This window comes from Pseudomonas ceruminis (assembly GCF_021602025.1).
In the GTDB taxonomy this organism is placed as follows: Bacteria; Pseudomonadota; Gammaproteobacteria; order Pseudomonadales; family Pseudomonadaceae; genus Aquipseudomonas; species Aquipseudomonas ceruminis.
Genome location: NZ_BQHW01000002.1, coordinates 331,662 through 350,366, shown reverse-complemented (window position 1 = coordinate 350,366; position 18,705 = coordinate 331,662). Strand labels below are relative to the sequence as shown.

General features: G+C 63.8%; 17 protein-coding genes and 2 pseudogenes. 8 read left to right on the top strand and 11 right to left on the bottom strand.

The annotated features are described in order from the left end of the window. Window positions 1–4: 4 nt before the first annotated feature. Both L6D80_RS03945 and L6D80_RS03940 read right to left on the bottom strand, forming a co-directional pair. Window positions 5–271, bottom strand: a complete 267-nt coding sequence (locus L6D80_RS03945) for a FecR/PupR family sigma factor regulator (RefSeq protein ID WP_176514260.1) — start codon at window positions 269–271, stop codon at window positions 5–7. 91 nt (window positions 272–362) lie between these two features. Further along, window positions 363–1,754: pseudogene (locus tag L6D80_RS03940) on the bottom strand (FAD-dependent oxidoreductase); the annotation flags it as partial. A gap of 30 nt (window positions 1,755–1,784) precedes the next feature. On the opposite strand from L6D80_RS03940, the pseudogene L6D80_RS03935 reads away from it, so the two are divergent. Beyond that, window positions 1,785–2,138: pseudogene (locus L6D80_RS03935) on the top strand (sugar phosphate isomerase/epimerase); the annotation flags it as partial. Here L6D80_RS03935 and L6D80_RS03930 read toward each other — a convergent pair. Further along, window positions 2,135–3,469: an MFS transporter gene (locus tag L6D80_RS03930; RefSeq protein ID WP_176514258.1), complete on the bottom strand. Its 1,335-nt coding sequence runs from the start codon at window positions 3,467–3,469 to the stop codon at window positions 2,135–2,137. The pseudogene L6D80_RS03935 and the gene L6D80_RS03930 overlap by 4 nt on opposite strands. A 299-nt stretch (window positions 3,470–3,768) precedes the next feature. Between L6D80_RS03930 and L6D80_RS03925 the strand changes: the two genes are divergently transcribed. The 4 genes from L6D80_RS03925 to L6D80_RS03910 all read left to right on the top strand — a co-directional run bounded on the left by L6D80_RS03925 (window position 3,769) and on the right by L6D80_RS03910 (window position 7,325). After that, window positions 3,769–5,316: a sensor histidine kinase gene (locus L6D80_RS03925; protein ID WP_054899740.1), complete on the top strand. Its 1,548-nt coding sequence runs from the start codon at window positions 3,769–3,771 to the stop codon at window positions 5,314–5,316. 178 nt (window positions 5,317–5,494) lie between these two features. Next, on the top strand, window positions 5,495–6,094 hold the full coding sequence (locus tag L6D80_RS03920; RefSeq protein ID WP_054899739.1) for a hypothetical protein: 600 nt from the start codon (window positions 5,495–5,497) through the stop codon (window positions 6,092–6,094). Next, on the top strand, window positions 6,094–6,522 hold the full coding sequence (locus L6D80_RS03915) for a phage holin family protein (protein WP_054899738.1): 429 nt from the start codon (window positions 6,094–6,096) through the stop codon (window positions 6,520–6,522). Before L6D80_RS03920 ends, L6D80_RS03915 begins: the two co-directional genes overlap by 1 nt. Further along, window positions 6,519–7,325, top strand: a complete 807-nt coding sequence (locus L6D80_RS03910) for a DUF3618 domain-containing protein (protein WP_054899737.1) — start codon at window positions 6,519–6,521, stop codon at window positions 7,323–7,325. The genes L6D80_RS03915 and L6D80_RS03910 overlap by 4 nt, the downstream gene beginning before the upstream one ends. A 53-nt stretch (window positions 7,326–7,378) precedes the next feature. Here the strand turns inward: L6D80_RS03910 and L6D80_RS03905 are convergent, their stop codons facing one another. Beyond that, on the bottom strand, window positions 7,379–8,725 hold the full coding sequence (locus L6D80_RS03905) for a cation:proton antiporter (RefSeq protein ID WP_176514256.1): 1,347 nt from the start codon (window positions 8,723–8,725) through the stop codon (window positions 7,379–7,381). 131 nt (window positions 8,726–8,856) lie between these two features. After that, complete coding sequence (locus tag L6D80_RS03900) at window positions 8,857–9,498, bottom strand: HD domain-containing protein (protein ID WP_176514323.1); 642 nt, start codon at window positions 9,496–9,498, stop codon at window positions 8,857–8,859. Window positions 9,499–9,641: 143 nt separating this feature from the next. Between L6D80_RS03900 and L6D80_RS03895 the strand changes: the two genes are divergently transcribed. Further along, window positions 9,642–10,613 carry a GlxA family transcriptional regulator gene (locus L6D80_RS03895; RefSeq protein WP_176514254.1) on the top strand — a complete coding sequence of 324 codons (972 nt, stop codon included), beginning with the start codon at window positions 9,642–9,644 and terminating at the stop codon, window positions 10,611–10,613. Between the two features lie 8 nt (window positions 10,614–10,621). Here L6D80_RS03895 and L6D80_RS03890 read toward each other — a convergent pair whose 3' ends face one another. After that, the gene (locus L6D80_RS03890) at window positions 10,622–12,409 is read right to left on the bottom strand and encodes a thiamine pyrophosphate-requiring protein (RefSeq protein ID WP_176514252.1); all 1,788 of its coding nucleotides are present in this window, start codon (window positions 12,407–12,409) and stop codon (window positions 10,622–10,624) included. A gap of 175 nt (window positions 12,410–12,584) precedes the next feature. Here L6D80_RS03890 and L6D80_RS03885 point away from each other — a divergent pair, with 175 nt between their 5' ends. Next, window positions 12,585–12,863 (top strand): hypothetical protein, encoded by a 279-nt coding sequence (locus L6D80_RS03885; RefSeq protein WP_176514250.1) that lies wholly within the window; start codon window positions 12,585–12,587, stop codon window positions 12,861–12,863. Here L6D80_RS03885 and L6D80_RS03880 read toward each other — a convergent pair. Then, window positions 12,845–13,369: a hypothetical protein gene (locus L6D80_RS03880; protein WP_054899731.1), complete on the bottom strand. Its 525-nt coding sequence runs from the start codon at window positions 13,367–13,369 to the stop codon at window positions 12,845–12,847. The genes L6D80_RS03885 and L6D80_RS03880 overlap by 19 nt on opposite strands. Window positions 13,370–13,564: 195 nt before the next feature. Here L6D80_RS03880 and L6D80_RS03875 point away from each other — a divergent pair, with 195 nt between their 5' ends. Further along, entirely contained in the window at window positions 13,565–14,287 is a 723-nt protein-coding gene (locus tag L6D80_RS03875) for a DUF72 domain-containing protein (protein WP_176514248.1), read from the top strand. Between the two features lie 52 nt (window positions 14,288–14,339). Here the strand turns inward: L6D80_RS03875 and L6D80_RS03870 are convergent, their stop codons facing one another. The 4 genes from L6D80_RS03870 to L6D80_RS03855 all read right to left on the bottom strand — a co-directional run bounded on the left by L6D80_RS03870 (window position 14,340) and on the right by L6D80_RS03855 (window position 18,621). Next, entirely contained in the window at window positions 14,340–14,804 is a 465-nt protein-coding gene (locus tag L6D80_RS03870) for a hemerythrin domain-containing protein (RefSeq protein ID WP_176514246.1), read from the bottom strand. Between the two features lie 93 nt (window positions 14,805–14,897). After that, a complete protein-coding gene (locus L6D80_RS03865) occupies window positions 14,898–17,099 on the bottom strand; it encodes a xanthine dehydrogenase family protein molybdopterin-binding subunit (protein WP_176514244.1) in 2,202 nt (733 codons plus the stop codon). Next, window positions 17,096–18,097: an FAD binding domain-containing protein gene (locus tag L6D80_RS03860; RefSeq protein WP_176514242.1), complete on the bottom strand. Its 1,002-nt coding sequence runs from the start codon at window positions 18,095–18,097 to the stop codon at window positions 17,096–17,098. Before L6D80_RS03860 ends, L6D80_RS03865 begins: the two co-directional genes overlap by 4 nt. Further along, window positions 18,094–18,621: a (2Fe-2S)-binding protein gene (locus tag L6D80_RS03855; protein ID WP_176514240.1), complete on the bottom strand. Its 528-nt coding sequence runs from the start codon at window positions 18,619–18,621 to the stop codon at window positions 18,094–18,096. The genes L6D80_RS03860 and L6D80_RS03855 overlap by 4 nt, the downstream gene beginning before the upstream one ends. Between the last annotated feature and the right edge of the window lie 84 nt (window positions 18,622–18,705).

Sequence of the window (18,705 nt, the reverse complement as noted above, 5' to 3'; positions counted from 1 at the left end):
GCGGCTAACTGTCCAGCGTCCCTTCCTTGCGGGGCGCAGGGTGGGTGAGAAGCTTCTTTGCGCTGGCCAGGTGGTTGGGAAGCTGGTCACTGAGCGCCCAGATCTCGAGCATCTTGGCGTACTCGAAGGCATGTAGCGGGTCGGCCTGGAGCCAGTGCTCGAACGCGGCATGGTCTTGTGCGGTGCATTCGTCGTCGTGCAGACGCAGGCACCACGTCGAGGCTTCGGTGATGGCGGTGTCGCTTGGCTGTGCGGGCGGGGGTGGTTTCATTTTCAGCTACCTGTGTGACTCGCAAGCCACACTAAGGAAGCGTTTGGCAAAAAAACGTTAAAAAAACATCATCAATTTCAACATCCTGCCATTACCACGCTGCCGGTGTCGGGGTGCTGGCGCCGGTCGTGGCCTGCACCCCGGCGATATGCCGCCCGGCCACATAGCCAAAGGTCAGCGCGGGACCAAGGTTGATGCCGCCGGAGGGGTACCAGCCGCCGAACACGCTGGCCATGTCGGTCCCTGCCGCATACAGGCCTTTGATGGGCTGCCCATCGGCGTCCAGCACCCGTGCGTGGCCATCGGTGCGCAGGCCGGCGAACGTGCCGAAGCACCCCGCCTGAACCTTCACCGCATAGAACGGCCCATGCTCGATTGGCGCGACGCAGGGGTTGGGCCCCTGGTGCAGCGGATCACCCTGTTTGCGCGCGAACGGTGTGGATCCGCGGCCGAATGCCGGGTCCTGGCCATGACGGGCATGGCTGTTGAACTCGGCCACCGTGGCGCGCAAGCCGGCCGGGTCGATACCGCAGGCCTGGGCAAGTTGTTCGATGCTGGCGCCGCGCTTGAGGTATCCGCTGCGCAGGTGCGGCCATACCGGCAGCGGGGCCGGGCGGGCATAGCCAAGGCCATAGCGGCGCAGAAAACGGTGGTCGCAGACCAGCCACGAACAAGCGTGTTCGCCCGCCGGTACGGCCTCGAGCATCGCCGCCACGTAGTCGTAGTAACCCTGGGCTTCGTTGACGAAGCGCTTGCCGTTGGCCAGGACGCCGATGATGCCCGGCTTGCCGCGTTCGATGATGTGCGGGAAATGGCCGATGCTGCCGTCACGGTGTCGCACCTTGGACACCGGCGCCCACGCCACCGCCGACTTCAGGTCGGTTGCGACGACACCGCCAGCGGCCTCGCCAAGGCGCAAGCCATCGCCGGAGCACGATGTCGGGGGCAGGGCGAGAAGGTCCTCGGCGGCGGTGCCGCCGGCAAGCAGTTGCTGGCGCCGCACAGCGTCGTGGGGGAAGCCGCCTGCAGCGAGCACTACGGCGTTGGCACGAACCGTCAATTCACCCTGCGCGGTGCCGACCACCGCCCCGCGCACTTCACCGCCTTCGAGCAGCAGGCGCTTGGCCGGGGCCGATTCGATCAGGCGTACACCAAGGTCTTCGGCTGATTTGGCCAGGCGTGCCACCAGCGCCACGCCGTTGACCAGGTGCATGGCCCGGCCATGGCGGGCCAGGTGATACAAATGGCGACCGAGGCGCTTGCACACCTGCCCGAACGCGCGCGGCGAACGGGTCATGTTGAGAAAGGCAGCCAGGTCGGCACCGGCCATGATTGGCATGCCCATGAACGAAGTTTCGCGCAGCGTCCTGCGCAGGCGCGGCAACAGTGCGCCCACTTCGCGGGCATCATAGGGGGCGGCGATCACCTGATGCCCACCCGTGGCAGCGCCAGGGGTGTCGCCGTGCATGTCGGGGATGGCATTGAAGCCGAATGCGATGTTCTGGTCATTGGCTCCGGCGGCGTGTTGGTGGATGCATTCCATTTCAACCGGTCGGCGTCATCGCTCGAAGACCTGGCGCGGCTGGCGCCGCAGCGCATGCGTTACGCCCAGCTCTGCGACGTGGCCGGGCCAGTGCCGGCCGACCTGGACGAAATCCTGCGCCAGGCCCGCAACGAGCGGCGTTTCCCGGGGGAGGGCGATGCGGACCTGGTCGGCCTGTTGCGTGCGCTGCCAAAGGCTGTGCCGTTGAGCCTTGAGATCCCGACTCGACAATTACTGGAGCAGGGGGTGAGTGGCGAAGCGCGAGCGCGCATGGCGCTGCACAAAGCCCGAGCCGTGCTGGCACGCACATCGCTGCTCGATTAGGACGTTCCAGCCGTTTCGATCTGGCGCGGCGCCATGAAATACAGCCAGATCAACCCCAGGAAATACATCAGCGGGATCAGGGTAAATAACACGGCATAGTTGTTGTGGGTGAGGGTCAGCACGCTGCCGACGATCTGTGTCATGAACATCCCGCCGACGGCTGCGCACAAGCTGCCAAAGCCGAACACTGTGCTCACCAGGTGCTTGGGCGTGTAGTCCATGACCAAGCTCCAGATGTTGGCTGTCCAGGCCTGGTGCGCGCCCACTGCCACGGCGATGGCCAGCACGGCCATCCACAAGCCACTGGCGTGGGCGGCAAAGACCACGCTCAGGATGGTGCAGGCGAAGATCAGCATCGAAATCAGCCGGGCGCGAGTCGCCCGCACGCCCCGGCCGATCAGCCAGGACGACAGGATGCCGCCGCCGATGCTGCTGAAGTCTGCGGTGAGCCAGATCAGGATCAGCGGTATGCCCATCTGCGTGACGCTGATACCGAGATTGTACTGCTGGTTGAGAAACGGCGGCAGCCAATACAGGTAGAACCAGAACACCGGCGCTGTGATCGCGTACGCCACGGCGAACGCCCAGGTGCCACGCTGACGCAGGATGCGCCTGAACGGCAGCGGCGAGGCGTGCGGTTCTACCTCCTGCTGGATGTAGTCAAGCTCACGCGGGGCCACGCGCGGATGGTCTTCTGGATTAAAGTAGTAAAGGCCCCACAGCACCACCCAGACCAGCCCCAGGCTACCCATGGCGATGAATGCCGCCTGCCAGCCCCAGGCTGCCAGGATCAGCGGCAGCAGGGCCGGGGTGACCATCGCGCCGACATTGGTGCCGGCGTTGAACAGGCCAGTGGCGATGGCTCGTTCGCCAGCCGGGAACCACAGGCGCGTGGTCTTCACGCATGCCGGATAGTTGGCTGCCTCGGTCAGGCCGAGGATGAAGCGGCAGACCATGAACCCTGCCGCCGAGGTGGCCAGGCCATGGGCACCGGTGGCAAGGCTCCACAGCAGCACCGCAACGAAGAACGCGTGTTTCACGCCGACCTTGTCGATCAGCCTGCCCTGCAACAGGAAACCTATCGCATAGCCCACCTGGAACCAGAAGTTGATGTCGGCATAGTCCATGGCCGTCCAGCCCATGTCCTTGGCGAGCACCGGCTGCATGATGCCGAGGGCGGCGCGGTCGATGTAGTTCAGGGTGGTGGCGAAGAACACCAGGGCGAGCATGCCCCAACGGGTCTTGCCGACGGCCAAGGCGTGGCGAACCTTGTCACCGACGCAGCCGTGGGCTGTAAGGGGGGTGGCAGTATCAAACTTGGAAGGGGTCATGGGGACATCATTTTTTTGAATTTGATGTGAGCGGCAGCAGCTGCGTCGCGGTTTTGCCTGGGGCAGGGCAGGGCTCGCCGACCCGTCAATGGTGCGCAGTCTGGGAGTGACCGTCAATTCGCGTACCGGGCAACTGTTCGATAACCGCACGGAGTCATGCCGGTCATCGTTTTTCCGCTTGGTTGCCCTGGCGTGGAGCCGATCAGCGTGGGGCGACGGGCCACCTGTCTTTCGCCCGTACAGTTGTGTAGATTGGTTGAAGTGCCTGACTCCTATCACCTGGTGAGCAGCAAATACCCATGCAACAGTCCCCTCCAGACGAAACCATTCGTGCAGCGCTGCAGAAGTCCCATGCGCGCCTGCGCAAGCAACATGAACTGGTAGTCGAGTTTGGTGTGATGTCGCTCAAGGCATCCGACCTCGATGAGTTGCTCGACCAGGCGTGTGCAACCGTCGCAACGGGCATGCGAACCCGCTTTGCCAAGGTGCTCATGCCCATTGCCCAGAGTGACGAATTATTGCTTTCCCACGGTGTGGGGTGGGACGCGGCCGACATCGGCAGCGCACGGATAGGGGGCGATGAAGCCAGCCCGGCGGGCTATGCCATGGCCACCTACCGGCCCGTGCTGTCCAACCATTTAGGCCTGGAACAACGTTTTCGTACCCCTTCGCTGCTCAAGAAGTACGGCATCGAGCGGGCGATAAACGTGCCTATTCGTGGTATTTCGGCGCCGTTCGGCGTGCTTGAGGCCGATAGCGGCAACGGCGACGATTTCATCGAAAGCGACCTGGTGTTCATGGAGGGTATCTCCAACGTCATTTCCATGGCGGTGGAGCGGTTGGCTGCGGGGGCGCAAACCCTGCGCCCAGACCCCTATTCGGAAAGCGTGCTCAATGCGAGCCCCGACTGCGTGAAGATTCTGTCAGCAGGCGGCGCAATCGAGTTCATGAACGAAGCTGGCCTAGGCCTGATGCAAATCGGTGACCTGGCTCAGGTCAAAGGCCGGGTGTGGTCACAGTTGTGGCCCGAGGCGTCCCAGGGCGTGGTGGATGCCGCCCTGGCCAAGGTGGGCAGCGGTGAAGCGACGCGTTTCGAGGCACTATGCCCCACCCTGCAGGGCGAACCGAAATGGTGGGATGTCACGGTCGCGCCCATCCTTGGCGGCCAGGGTACAGTGGACAAGATCATCGCTGTGTCCAGGGACATCACCGAGCGGCATCACTACGAAGCCCAGCTGTTGTCGTTGATCGATGCCCAGCACACCCGGCTCACCGAAAGCGACTTTCACCTGGAAGAGATCCATCACCGCGTCAAGAACAGCCTGCACCTGGTCAACACCCTGCTTTTGCTCCAGGCAAACCTTGCGGCCGACGAAGCGGTCAAGCTGCAGCTACAGACCGCCGCCGGGCGCGTGGTGACCATTGCCAGCGTCCATGAGCGGCTTTACCAGAATGCGGAAACACAGGCGGTCCGCGCCGGCGACTACCTGGCTGCGCTGTTGGGCGACCTTGGCAAATCGATTGCCGACCGGCAGATTCTGCTGCAGGCCGACACGTTCGTGCTGCCGCCCGAGCGGATGGCACCGCTTGGCCTGGTGATCTCCGAACTGATCACCAATGCGCTCAAGTATGGCAAAGGCACCATCGGCGTGAGCGTGAAGGACGCTGGCGACCATGCCTTGATCACCGTTACCGACGAGGGTGACGGCTTCCCCGCGTCGTACCCCAAACCCACCGGCACAGGTTTGGGCATGCGCCTGGTGAAGAGCTATTCGGGTTACGGTACTGCGGCGATCAGCGTTGATCGCCGTGAAAAGAGCACGATCAACGTGCGCTTCAGGTTGTGAGGCCATCCGTCACTTCGCACCTGCCAACCTCGCCCCGGTAACCCTTGCGCAAGCCATTGGTGCCCAGGGTAGGGGTTACCGATCATTCTGACTGAACTCCACGCGCGCGCCCTGCGTCCCCCGAATGAAGGCACACAACCCGGCACTTGCCGGCTCTTCATCAGCGAGGGACACGACCATGGAACGCGATCAAGGCTCGGCATCGCCGCCGGGCAGCACCCAGGACCACTTGCACGCCATAACCGACGAAGCAGGTGCCCTGCTAAACGAAGCAAAAGTTCAAGGCGCCGAGCAGTACGAGCATTACCGCGACACGGCAGCCGATCAGCTCGACTCCTTGCAGGAAGGCGCCCGCTCGGCAGCGTCGGCGTTGGAGGGCAAGGACACGCTGGGGCTTTCCCAATACCTGACCCAGGCGGCCGAATGTGTGGGCAGCTTTGCCGAGCAGATCCGCCACGAAAGCGCAGAAGACCTGCTGCATCGCGGTTCGCGCCTGGCGCGGGACAACCCTGGGTTGTTCCTGGCGGGCAGCGTGGCGATCGGCTTCGCCTTGTCGCGCTTTCTGCGTGCCAGCGCCAGTTCCACGGCAGGGGCATCCACCGCACCGCCTGCTTATGGTGCCAGTGAGCCCTACCACAGCAGCGCGCCCCAGCCAGACCGTGCCAGCGATGTCTCCACCCACAAGCCCTATACCCCGGTCGACCCGGTCGGCATGGGCGCTGGCGCGCCGGTAAGCGGCGGCCCACTGGAGCGTGACCCGCTCAAAGGAGGTGAATGATGAACAAGGACCCTTTGCAGGTGAGCCCTGGGTTGCACACGCCAGCGGATGACCCGGTCGGTGTAGGTGGCCTGCTGCGCCAGTTGATGCGCGAAGTGCCCGAGCTGTTCAGCAAGGAACTGGCCTTGGCCAAGGCCGAACTGCAACACAACCTCAACACCTTGAAGGCAGGTACCGCGGCGGTGGCCGCTGGCGCCATCGTGCTGCTGGCGGGCTTGATCATCCTGTTGATGGCGGGGGTGTATGCCCTGGCGTTGGTCGTTGCGCCGTGGCTGGCGGCGCTGATCGTGGGCGTGGTCACGATGATTATCGGTTTCATCATGCTGCAGTCGGGCAAAAAGCAGTTCGAGCCTTCGCAGCTGACCCCTGATCGCACGCTGCATGCCATGCAGCAGGACAAGGATGCGTTGAAGAGGAAACTGCCATGAGTACCTCCTTTGAACACGATACGCACAAAGACCCCGACCTGCTCGAGCAGGAGATCAACGCCAAGCGCGAGCACATCAGCGACCTGGTCGATGCCTTGGAGCAGCGCCTGAGCCCGGGCCAGTTGATGGATCAGTTGCTGGCCTATGGCAAAGGCAATGGCGGGGAGTTCTTCCACAATCTGGGCACCACCTTGAAGAACAACCCGGTGCCCACGGCGCTGACAGTGCTCGGCCTGGCGTGGTTGGGTGTCAACCAGAATCGGCCATTCAACCCTGGCCCCGCCCATACCGGGCCAGGGCTGGGTGAAAAGCTCGGTGAAGCGGTCGACAGCGTGAAAGGCGCTTTTGCCCACGCCGGCGAAGCACTGCACGGCGCCGGCGACAGCATGCGCGGCAAGGCCCATGACTTACGTGACCGTGCCAGTGACCTGGGCCAGGGCGCGCGAGCGTCGGTGCAAGGTTCTGCCGACAGCCTGCGCGACGCCGCCCATCAGGTCGGTGATCAGGCCACGGCGCTCAAAGGGCAGTTTGATCATTTGCTCAAGGAGCAACCCTTGGTGCTGGCGGCGCTGGGTATCGCCTTGGGCGCAGCGTTGGGCGCCGCCTTGCCCGGTACACGTAAGGAGGACGCGTTGATGGGGGCCAGCAGTGACCGGTTGACCGATACCTTGAAGGCCAAGGGCGAGCAAGCCAAGGAGGCGGTCAAGGAAAAGGTCCGGGAATCGACTGCCAAAGAGGTGCCGGCCGGGGCCCACAGGGCAGGGGATACCGACCTGTCTTCGGGCTTGGGCTTCCCTTCCTGAGCTTTGCGGCCTCCACAGGCTCTGGCCGACCTGTGGAGGCTGTTGGGCAGGCATCAACGGGTAGGACGCGCTCGGCCGGTTTCGTAACGGGCCAGCAACGGTTGCACACTCAACCCGTGTACCAGCACGCTCAGCGCCACCACCGACAGGGTGAGGTTGGTGCAGGTCAAGGCAACGGCAGGCAGCAGGTCGTGGTTGAGGGCGTAGAACAGGTAGTACAGGCTGCCGATCCCGCGGATCCCGAACCAACCCAGCAAACCGCGCTGTGGGAGGTCCAACAGGCTACCCCACGGTATCAGCAACGTGCCCAAGGGACGAATCAGCATGAACAGCACCCCAGCCACGATCAGCGCTCGCCAGTCCCAGTGTTCGATCAATACCACACCGAGCAAGGTCACCAGGAACACCTCCATCGCCCGCTCCACCAGGCCGCCGAACGCCAGCATGTCGCCCAGCATGATGCCCGCCGCGACCTGGCTGTCTTCCAAAGCATCCAGGTCGCCCTTTACCGCATGTTCAGGCGCGACATGCTGGTGGCCGACCACTGGCTGCACCAGGTGCTCGGCCGGTTCATGCGGGTCGGGGCTGGTGTGCACTTCGGCCTGGCGCAAGCCAAGGCCTGCTGCGAACACGGCGAGAAAACCGTAGCCTTGGATCAGCTCGGCAACCACATACGCCAGGGCAATCAGGGCCAGTGTCAGGTAATCGTTAGGTGACACGGTGCTGTCGTCGTTCTGAATGCGCAGGTACAGGGTCAGGTGGCCCAGCCCGCGCCCCATCCAGTAGCCACACAGCAGCCCCGCAGGCACGGCCCACAGCACATCCTGCAGCAGCCAGGGGCCGAGCCACTGGCCGCCTGCCTCCCCCTGTACAAGCAGCAGGCCGAGAATGACGAAGGGGAAGGCCACGCCATCGTTGAGCCCAGCCTCACCGGAAAGGCCAAAGCGGACCCGGTCATAGTCCTGTGCGTCGTTGACCTGCACCAGGGTGGCCAGCACGGGGTCGGTTGGGGCAAGAATGGCGCCGATCAATACCGAAACGCCCCAGCCCAGGTGCAAGCCGAAATGCAGCAGCAGGCTGACACCCGCAATGCACAGCAGCATCAGCGGCCCGGCCAGGCAAAAGGCGACTCGCCAACTGCGGCTGCTCAGCGGCAGCCGTAGCTTCAGGCCGCTGACGAACAGCGAGAACAATACGGCGACTTCGGTGAGGTGTTCCATCCAGCGGCTGGACTGGCCAAGGTCCAGCTGCAGCAGGCCCAACCCGGCAGGGCCCAGGACAATGCCCAAGCCCAGGCACATCACGGAGGTGGTGACCGGTATCCAGCGCAGGTAAGAGGAGGTGAGCGCCAGCAGCAGCAACACGGCCCCTAGCATGGCGACCCAGACAATGAAGCTCATGTGCGCAATGCCTCCACAGAATCTGGGCCAGGGCCATGATGCTGTGACTGCAGGCACGCGGTGCGCGTTCGGCGTGTAAGGCCAAGCACCGCAAATAAACTGCCGGGCCATCAGCCCGGCAGCCGTATGGCTCAGCTCGGCCAGCAGGACTGGCGGATGATGCTGCAGAAATTGCCCGGGCGAAACGCGGGTTCCTTGTCGGCAATCACATCCGCCTTGACGTTGCCAAAGGTGGTTTGAGGCTTGTGACGAATACCTTCGTAAAACGCCTGAATGATCGCCTCCTTGAAGTGATCGCCGCGTGGGTGCGCCTGGACGACCGCATCGCGCTCGGCAATGCTCAGGCCTTCGTGGTGCAGGCCCAGTACGTCCGTTTCAACGCCGGCGGTGACCAGCGCGATCAACGGGTGCATGTGCTCGGGAATGCCAGGTGTGGTGTGCAGGGCGATGGCTGTCCATACGCGTTCGATATCGCGCTCGTCGATACCGTGACCCTGCAAAAAGTCGCGGGCGACATTGGCGCCATCGACCTCGAAGCGGCAGCAGGCGCTGCTGTGCTGATGGGTCAGGCCCATGTCGTGGAACATGCAGCCGGCGTATAGCAGTTCGCTGTCGAAGTTGAGCCCGCGGCGCCGGCCGGCCAGCGCCGCAAAATAAAAGACCCTGCTCGAATGATGGAACAGCAACGGCGTGGCGGTATCGCGAACCCGCTCGGTGATTTCCCGCGCCATGCGGCTGTCGGGTACTTGAATACCAGCAAGGGTAGCCATGATTGAAACCTCAGTGGGGAATGACGTGGTCAGTCTGCGGCCCTGAGGCTGTGTCCTCAATTGACTTGTTGCGTCAAATACTGCCATTGTCAGCGTGATCCGGCCTTGCGCCGGACCCCTCTGCTTGCCTGCACCCCGGAGCCTTCATGCCGCCTGCACCGCGTACCCTCGCCATTCTCGCCCTGCCGGGTGTCCAACTGCTCGATGCCTGCGGGCCGCTGGATGTGTTCGCCGAAGCCAATCGGCAAGCAGGTCATGAAGCCTACCGCTTGCGTCTGCTGGCTTGTGAGCCTGGCCCGCTGGTCAGCTCTTCCGGCACTCGCCTGGTGCCCGATGGCTGGATAGGGGAAGCGCTAGAGGCTTTCGACACCTTGCTGGTGGCCGGTACGCCACAAGCGGCCGACCTCTACCTGCGCCCCGGCATCCTGGAGTGGCTGCGGATACGGGCGGGGGCGTGCCGCCGTTACGGCTCGGTGTGCACTGGCGCCTTTGCCCTGGCGGCCGCCGGCTTGCTCGATGGCCGCCGCGTGACTACCCACTGGGCCGTTGCCGCGCCGCTGGCGGCACGCTATCCCCACGTGCAGGTAGAGGCCGACGCTATCCAAGTGCATGACGGTAACCTGCGCACCGCCGCAGGCGTCACTGCCGGCCTGGACTTGGCCCTGGCGCTGGTAGAGGAGGACCTGGGGCCTGCCATTGCCCAGCAGGTGGCCAGCCAGTTGGTGATGTACTTCAAACGCCCAGGTGGCCAGTTGCAATTCAGCCGGCAGGGCGCGACGTCGCCTGTGGGGCGTTCGGCGCTGCAGTCATTGCAGCGCTACATTGCCGCCAACCCGGCACTGGACCACACCATTGCGCAGCTGGCATCGCGCATGGGGTTGAGCCCGCGCCATTTTGCCCGGGTGTTTCAACAGGATGTAGGCATGACCCCGGCTGCCTGGGTGGAACTGGCGCGGGTCAATGCGGCGCGTGCGCTGCTCGAGGGCGGGCGGGACGCCCCCAAGCAGGTGGCGGCGCTGTGCGGGTTCGCCAATGCCGATACGTTGCGCCGCACATTCGTTCGCCATGTCGGCGTGACCCCGGCGGAGTACCGCAAGCGCCATGCGCCTTCACGCTGAAGGCACCGTCACTTTCGCCCAGGCAGCACAGCGCCGAGCACCTGTTTTGCAGCTTGTACGATGATCCCAGCCTCGTCGGGATCGCCCTTGAGCAACGTGCCGGCAAACGCCTTCGCCTGCTCCAGGGTGATGTGCGGCGGCAGTGGCGGCACGTTGGGGTCGGTCTTGAACTCGATCAGCACCGGGCAGTCGGCGGCCAGCGCCTGTTCCCATGCACTGGCGACGTTCTCCTCGCGGTCGACGAAGATACCCTTGAGCCCGATGGAGAAGGCGAACAGGTGGTAGGGCACGTCAGGGATCGACTGTGAGGCCTCGAACTTGGGGTCACCTTCCATGACCCGCTGTTCCCAGGTGACCTGGTTTAGGTCCTCGTTGTTGAACACCGCGCAGATCCATTTCGGGTTTTCCCACTGCTGCCAGTACTTGGCCACGGTAATCAGCTCGGCCAGGTTGTTCATCTGCATCGCACCATCGCCCACCAGGGCGACCACTGTGCGCTGTGGGTGGGCGAACTTGGCCGCAATGGCGTAGGGCACCGCGGCGCCCATGCAGGCCAGGCCGCCAGACAGCGAGCATTGCATGCCTTGGCGGATCTGCAGGTCGCGTGCATACCAGTTGGCGCAGGAGCCGGAATCACTGGTGACGATGGCGGCGTCAGGCAGACGCGGGGACAGCTCGTACACCACACGCTGCGGGTTGATCGGGTCGGCCTTGGCCATGGCGCGTTTTGCCACGGTCTTGTCCCAGCGCGCGCGCCAACCCTCGACCTTCTTGCGCCAGCGCCGTTCGGTCTTGTGTTCGAGCAGGGGGAGCAACTCACGCAGGGTTTCAGCGGCGTCGCCGACCAGGTTGACCTCCATCGGGTAGCGTAGGCTGAGCATGTCCGCCTGCAGGTCGATCTGCACGCCACGGGCCTGGCCTTCCTTGGGCAGGAATTCGGCATAGGGGAAGCCGGAGCCGATCATCAGCAAGGTGTCGCATTCAGTCATCAACTGGTAGCTGGGCTCGGTGCCCAGCAGGCCGATCGAGCCCGTGACCCAGGGCAGCTCATCGGGCAGGACTGCCTTGCCCAGCAGGGCCTTGGCCACCCCTGCGCCGAGTTTTTCGGCAATGGCGAACACTTCCTCTGACGCTTGCAAGGCGCCGGCACCGACGAGAATGGCGACCTTGCGCCCGGCGTTGAGCACCTCGGCGGCGCGCTGCAAATCGCCGTCATACGGCACCACTTTCGGCTTGCTGTAGCCAATGCCCGAATGCAGGGTGCCGTGGGCCCGTGGCGGTTCGTTGTAGGGCAGGTCCTGCAGGTCGTTGGGAAGAATGACCGCCGTCACTCGGCGCTCGCCGACGGCCGTGCGCACGGCGCGGTCGAGCAGGTGACGCACCTGCGAGGGGGTGGAAGCCTGTTGGACGAAGGCACCGGCCACGTCCTTGAACATCGAAACCAGGTCCAGTTCCTGCTGATAGTGCCCGCCGAGGGCACCGCGTGCCTGCTGGCCAACGATGGCCAGCACTGGCATGTGGTCCATGCGCGCATCGTAGAGGCCGGTGAGCAGGTGGGAAGCACCGGGCCCGGAGGTGGCGATGCACACGCCCAGTTCGCCGGTGAACTTGGCATGGGCGCTGGCCATGAACGCGGCCATTTCTTCGTGCCGGGCCTGGATGAACTCAATCTTGCCGTTGGCCCGGCTCAGTGCGCCGAACACACCATTGATGCCATCGCCTGGGTAGCCATAGATGCGGCGCACGCCCCATTGGTACAAGCGCTCAACCAGAAAGTCGCCTACCGTGCCTGTCATTGTCGTCTCCCTGTCAGTCGTAGTTAGGGTCTGGACTGAGTGCCGGCGCGGAAAGTTTCAACCGTGTGCGCCCTGGTCGGCTGGCCGGAACCTGGCAACCGTCCATGCCTGAAAGCTGAACCCTGGTCGCCGTGCCGACTCCATGGTTAAACGCTGGCACCGAAGGGGGTGCGACATGAGGGTTTTCGACGCGTCCTTGACGTTGCCGGAACAGGAACGGCTGCAGGGGCTGGTGGCGTGGTATCGCCTGCTCGAAGACAGGCTGCTGCGCATGGAGTGCCCGGATGACTACCACGCCGAGCTGGCGCGCAGGGCCGATGAGATGGATCGGCTGGGCCTGATCAGTTTCCGCGAGTGGCGCCACTTGCGCGTCGAAGCCCATCGCGCCTACCTGGACGCGGTTGCCGGGCGGGATTACCCGTGCAGTGTGCCGAGTCAGGCCAGCTGGATGTAGACCGCGTAGATGCCCAGCAACATCCAGAACACCAGGAAGATCCAGGGCGTGCGCAGGGAGAACAACAGCGATTTGCGGTGCCCGGCGCGGGAGGTTTCAGCTTCACAGAACAGTGGCGACTCATCATACGCCAGGCCCATTAGCGGCTCGCTACGCAGCAGGTGGCTCTGCTTCAACTGCCAATGGTCAATGACCGTGTAGGCGGCGTGGATGCCCGGCCAGGCATTCAGCGAACTCAGCACCCCGAGCAAGGCCAGGAACGCTGGCACTATCAGCGTGAACATTTCGCCCCAACCCTGGTTGGTGTTGTTCATCGAGGACACGAAGGCGATGACCAGGAACGACTGCGCCGCCAGGTACGCGTCGGTACGGTTTGCAAGGATACTGGTTTCGTACTGGATCTCCCGACGATAGAAGTCCAGCCGCTCCTTCGGCGAGCCGAACATCCTGACATTGTGCTCGTCGATTTCGTGTTCGGGTGTGCTCGGTGTGATGATTCGGGGCATTCGACAGCTCCTGCAAATTCGCAACAACCAGGCCCGCGTGTCGAGCCTCATGGTTAGGGAAGCCTGAACCCCGTGCAAAGTTCAGCGCCGGTTTCCAAGACGGGATGTACGGCATTAAGGCCCTGCCGCCGCGATGGAACGCCGTACCCCGCCGGCACTCATAGCAACAAATGGGCTATCGGCAGGAGCGCTGCAATGATCCATCTCGGCTGTGCCGGCTGGAGCCTGTCCAGCCACGAGGTGCACGCATTTCCCGGTAGCGGCAGTCACCTGCAGCGCTACGCCGCGCAGTTGAACGCGGTTGAGATCAACAGCTCGTTCTACCGCCCGCACCGGCCGCAAACCTATGCCCGCTGGGCTGCATCGGTGCCCGAAGGCTTCCGCTTTAGCGTCAAGCTACCCAAGGCCATTACCCACGAGCTGCGCCTGCAAGGTTGCGAAGCATTGCTGGATACCTTTCTCGGCCAGTGCGGCCAACTGCAAGGCCACCTCGGGTGCCTGTTGGTGCAGTTGCCGCCGTCATTGGCGTTCGACCGTGAGGGGGCGCAACGCTTTTTTGCCAGCGTACGGCAACGCTATACCGGCGCGTTGGCGGTGGAGCCCCGCCATGCATCGTGGCAGGCGGCGCAGCCGATGCTGGTGCAAATGCAGGTGGCCCAGGTTGCCGCCAGCCCACCACGCTTGGTCATCGATGCTCAGCCAGGAGGTTGGCCGGGATTGGTGTATTGGCGCCTGCATGGGGTGCCGCGGACCTATGCCAGTGCCTATTCAGCGGCGTTTGTGCAGCAAATGGCAGTGCTGCTCACCGCCAGCGCCGAGCAGGGTGTGCCAACCTGGTGCATCTTTGACAACACGGCGTCCGGTGCCGCCTTGGGCAATGCCTTGGCGACACTGGCGTGCCTGAACGCAGCGGGGTGACATTGTGAGCACCGTGGGAGGCGTTGCGCGCCACCCAGGGCGCACGTGTTGGTCAAGCGGCGCGCTGGTCGCCCTTGTGCATCTTCTTGTGCGCCAGCATGGCTTGCCCCATCTGTTCGAGCTCTTCTTTGCCCAGCAGCTTCTTCGCGGTCGGGAACAGTTCGCCTTCCTCTTCTTCGATATGGTGCTCGAGCAACTCTTTCATGACCTTGACGCGCCCGGCGAACTCAAGCGTACCGGCCTCTGTGTGCAGCAGGTCAGGCAATACCAGCGAATCGACGGTGCGGTGCTCTTCCTTGGCCTCGTAATACATCTTCGCTTCTTCCTTGCCTCCCGCCTGTTTGATGGCCGGGTAGAGGATTTCTTCCTCCAACGCGGTGTGCACCTGCAACTCCTGTTCGATGCGCTGCAGCAGCTCGGTGCGTCGTTTCACTGCGCGCTCGGTGGTGGCGGAGAGTTCTTCCAGCAGCTTCTTCACCAGCTTGTGGTCTTGAATCAGCAGATCGATAGCATTCATGGAACACCTCATCGCGGTGGTTGGAACTGGGCTTGCCTGGGGTTGAGTCGACGGCTTGGGCAAGGGTTCAACACGGGTGATGGCTGGTACGGGCTACAGCACCTTGTCGAGCGTTATTGGAAACTCCCTGACCCGCTTGCCCGTCGCATGGTAGATGGCATTGGCCACGGCGGCTGCCACCCCGACGATGCCGATTTCGCCAACGCCCTTGGAGCCCAGGTCGTTGACGATATCGTCGGGTTCGTCGACGAAGATCACCTCGATATCGGCAATGTCCGCCTGCACCGGTATGTGGTACTCCGCCAGGTTATGGTTGAGGAAACGGCCCAGCCGATGATCGGTCTGCGTCTGTTCGTGCAGTGCCATGCCCAGGCCCCAGACCACGCCTCCAAGGATCTGACTGCGGGCGGTTTTCGGGTTGACCACACGTCCCGCCGCCACCGCGCTGAGCACCCGGGTAACCTTGATCGTGCCCAGGTCTTCATCGACCTGCACTTCGACGAACACCGCCGAATGGGTCGCGGTGGCGAAGGGCGCACGCCTGGCACCCGGTTCTGCATCGATCTGCACGTCGAACGCCCCTGCACTGGCCTGGGCGACGATGTCGGCGATGGCGAAGCGGTGCTCGCCAGCGTGCAGGTAACCGTCGCCGAACGCGATGTCCTGTGCCGCTGTTGCGCCGATCTCGGGGTAGCGCTGACGGGCAAACGCCAGTACTTTCGTGCGCAGCACCAGGCAGGCCTGACGGACCGCAGAGCCTACCGAGGACACAGTGAACGAACCACCCTGCAGGGGCGCGGTCGGCAGGGACGAGTCGCCCAGCACGAAGGTCACGTCCTGCGGCATCACCCCGGCAGCGTCGGCGGCAATCTGGGTCATGACGGTGTAGGTCCCGGTCCCTATGTCGGTCGTGGCGCTGCTGACGGTCACATGACCCTGCTGATCGATGCTGGCCTTGGCGCTGGCCTTCATCTGCATCGCTTCCCAGACGCCGCCCGCCATGCCCCAGCCAACCAGTTGCCTGCCTTTGCGCAGGCTGCGTGGCGCAGGGTCACGGCTGCTCCAGCCGAAACGCGCGGCACCCTGGTCGTAACAAGCCAACAGTTCCTTGCTGGAGTAGGGCTTGCCTTCGTTGCCATTGCTGGCGGCGAAATTGCGCCGGCGCAATTGCAGGGGGTCGATGTTCGCCGCGATGGCCAGTTCGTCCATGGCGCACTCAAGGGCAATCACGCCGGAGGCGGCCCCCGGTGCGCGCATGTCCAACGGGGTATACACGTCCAGCGCTGCCAGCCGATAGCTCAATGCAACGTTGTCGCACTGGTACAGCATGCCGCTCCACTCCACCAGGTGCTCGGTGAAACCCTCGAAACGTGAGGTCTGGCCGATGGCGTCGTGCGCCATGGCCAGCAGCCGGCCATCTGCAGCTGCGCCCAGGCGCAGCCGTTGCTGGGTGTGGGGCCGGTAGCCAAAGGTGAACATCTGCTGGCGGGTCAGGGTGAGGCGCACCGAGCGTTGCAGGTGCAATGCCGCCATGACCGCCAGCGGCAACTGGTACTGCGGGCGCAAGCCCGAGCCGAAGGCGCCGCCGACAAAGGCTGCCAGTACCCGGATTTTGTCCTTGGGCAAGCCAAATACCTTGTGCAGGTAGTCCTGACAGTTCTGCGTACCCTGAGTTTTGTCATGAATCTCCAGGGTACCGTCCACCTTGTAGAACACCGTCGAGGCATGGGGCTCCATCGGGTTGTGATGCTCATTGGGCGTTGTATACGTCGCATCGACCGTGATTGGCGCATTGGCGAACTGCCCCGCGAAGTCGCCACGCGGTTCAGGCGTCTGCGCAGGCGCCGGATAGGCCTGTTCCAGCACGGCAAGCAGGTCGGTCTGGTGGGGCTGCGTGTGGTATTCGATGTGGATCAGCGAGCCGGCGTACCGTGCCAGCTCCAGGCTTTCGGCGACCACCAGCGCCAAGGGCTGGCCGCTGTACAGGACACGGTCATTGAACAAGGGGCGAAAGGGCGCGCCTTCTGCGGAGTCGGCGTCGCTGTAGTCGTCGTCATAACTGGAAATCCGCGGGCGATGGTTGTGGTCCAGCACACAGACCACACCGGGCACCTGCAGCGCCCGGGTGCTGTCGATGCGCAGCACACGACCGCACGCAACGGTGCTCGATACGACGCTGGCGTAAAGCAAACCGTCCTGTGGGTACTCACCGGCGTATCGCGCTGTACCAGTAACCTTCGCTACACCGTCCACACGGTCGAGCGGTGTGCCGACAACGGGGTTGATCTGGCTCATGGTGTCGTCCTTGCGGGGCGGGTGCCGAACGCGGCGTCACTCAGGGCGCGCACGATGGCTCGACGGCCGAGGGTTACCTTGAAAGCGTTTTGGCTCAGGGGCTGCGCCCCTTTCAGCATGTGTTCAGCCGCCCGCGCGAACAGCTCAGGGGCCACCTTCTGGCCTTTCAAGGTCAATTCCACGGCCGGGTCACGCCAGGGCTTGTGCGCGACACCGCCCAGTGCCAGACGAGCGTCGACGATCAGGTCGCCCTCTAGCTTCAAGGCCGCCGCCACCGAGACCAAGGCGAAGGCGTAGGAAGCACGGTCGCGAATTTTCAGGTAGCAGTAATGCTGGGCGAATTCAGGCGGCGGCAATTCGATGGCGGTGATCAGTTCATCAGTTGCCAGTTGGTTGTCGCGCTCCGGTGTGTCGTAGGGAAGGCGATGGAAGTCGGCGAAGGGGATACACCGTTTACCCGCCCGACCCTGCACGTGGACCACCGCCTCCAACGCCGCCAAGGCAACGCACATGTCCGAAGGGTGGGTTGCGACGCAGCTGTCGCTGGCGCCGAGAATGGCGTGAATGCGATTCAGGCCTGCGCGGGCAGGGCACCCGCTGCCGGGTTCGCGCTTGTTGCAGGGTACCCCGGTGTCATAGAAGTAGTAGCAGCGAGTGCGCTGCAGCAGGTTGCCGCCGGTGCTGGCCATGTTCCTCAACTGCGGTGACGCCCCCGCCAGGATCGCCTGGGACAGCAGCGGGTAACCCTGTTCGATCAGCGGGTGCCAGGCCAGGTCGGCATTGCTCACCAGTGCGCCAATCAGTAGCCCGCCGTTGGGCGTTTGCTCCACAGTGTTCAACCCAAGCCCGGTGATATCGATCAGGCGCTCGGGCCGCACGATGTTCTCTTTCATCAAATCGACCAAGTTGGTGCCCCCGGCGATGAAACGCGAAGCCGGATCTGCCAGGTTTACCGCGTCAGTGATTGATGCAGGTTTGTGATAGCTGAAGGGGGTCATGTGCGCGGTCCTCGTTCGGCATCGATCTGGGCGCGCGTCAGGGGCAGGGCTTCTTCCACTGCGGCAAGAATGTTGCTGTAGGCACCGCAGCGGCACAGGTTACCGCTCATCATCTCGCGAATGGCTTGTGGGCAGTCGGCACGGCCTTCACGCGCCAGTCCGACTGCCGAACAGAGCTGCCCGGGGGTGCAGTAGCCACACTGGAACGCATCGTGGGTAATGAAGGCGCGCTGCATGGGATGCAGTTCGTCGCCGTTGGCCAGCCCTTCGACCGTGACCAGCGCGGCACCGTCGCACATCACGGCCAGTGTCAGGCAGGCGTTGATGCGCTTGCCGTCGCGCAGCACCGTGCAGGCACCGCATTGGCCATGATCGCAGCCTTTCTTGGTGCCGATCAGGTCCAGTTGGTCACGCAACAGGTCGAGCAAGGTGGTCCAGGGGTGGACCTGAACCGACCTGTTCTGGCCGTTGAGTGTAAGGCGTATGGCATGCGCTTCGTGGCCCTTGAGGGAATGTGCGCTCATGGGAGGTCCTCACGGTTAGGGTATGCGCAGTGGGCTGCGTCTTTGTTCTCCGACGTGAGCCTTGCTTGAAACGTTCAGCGTTTC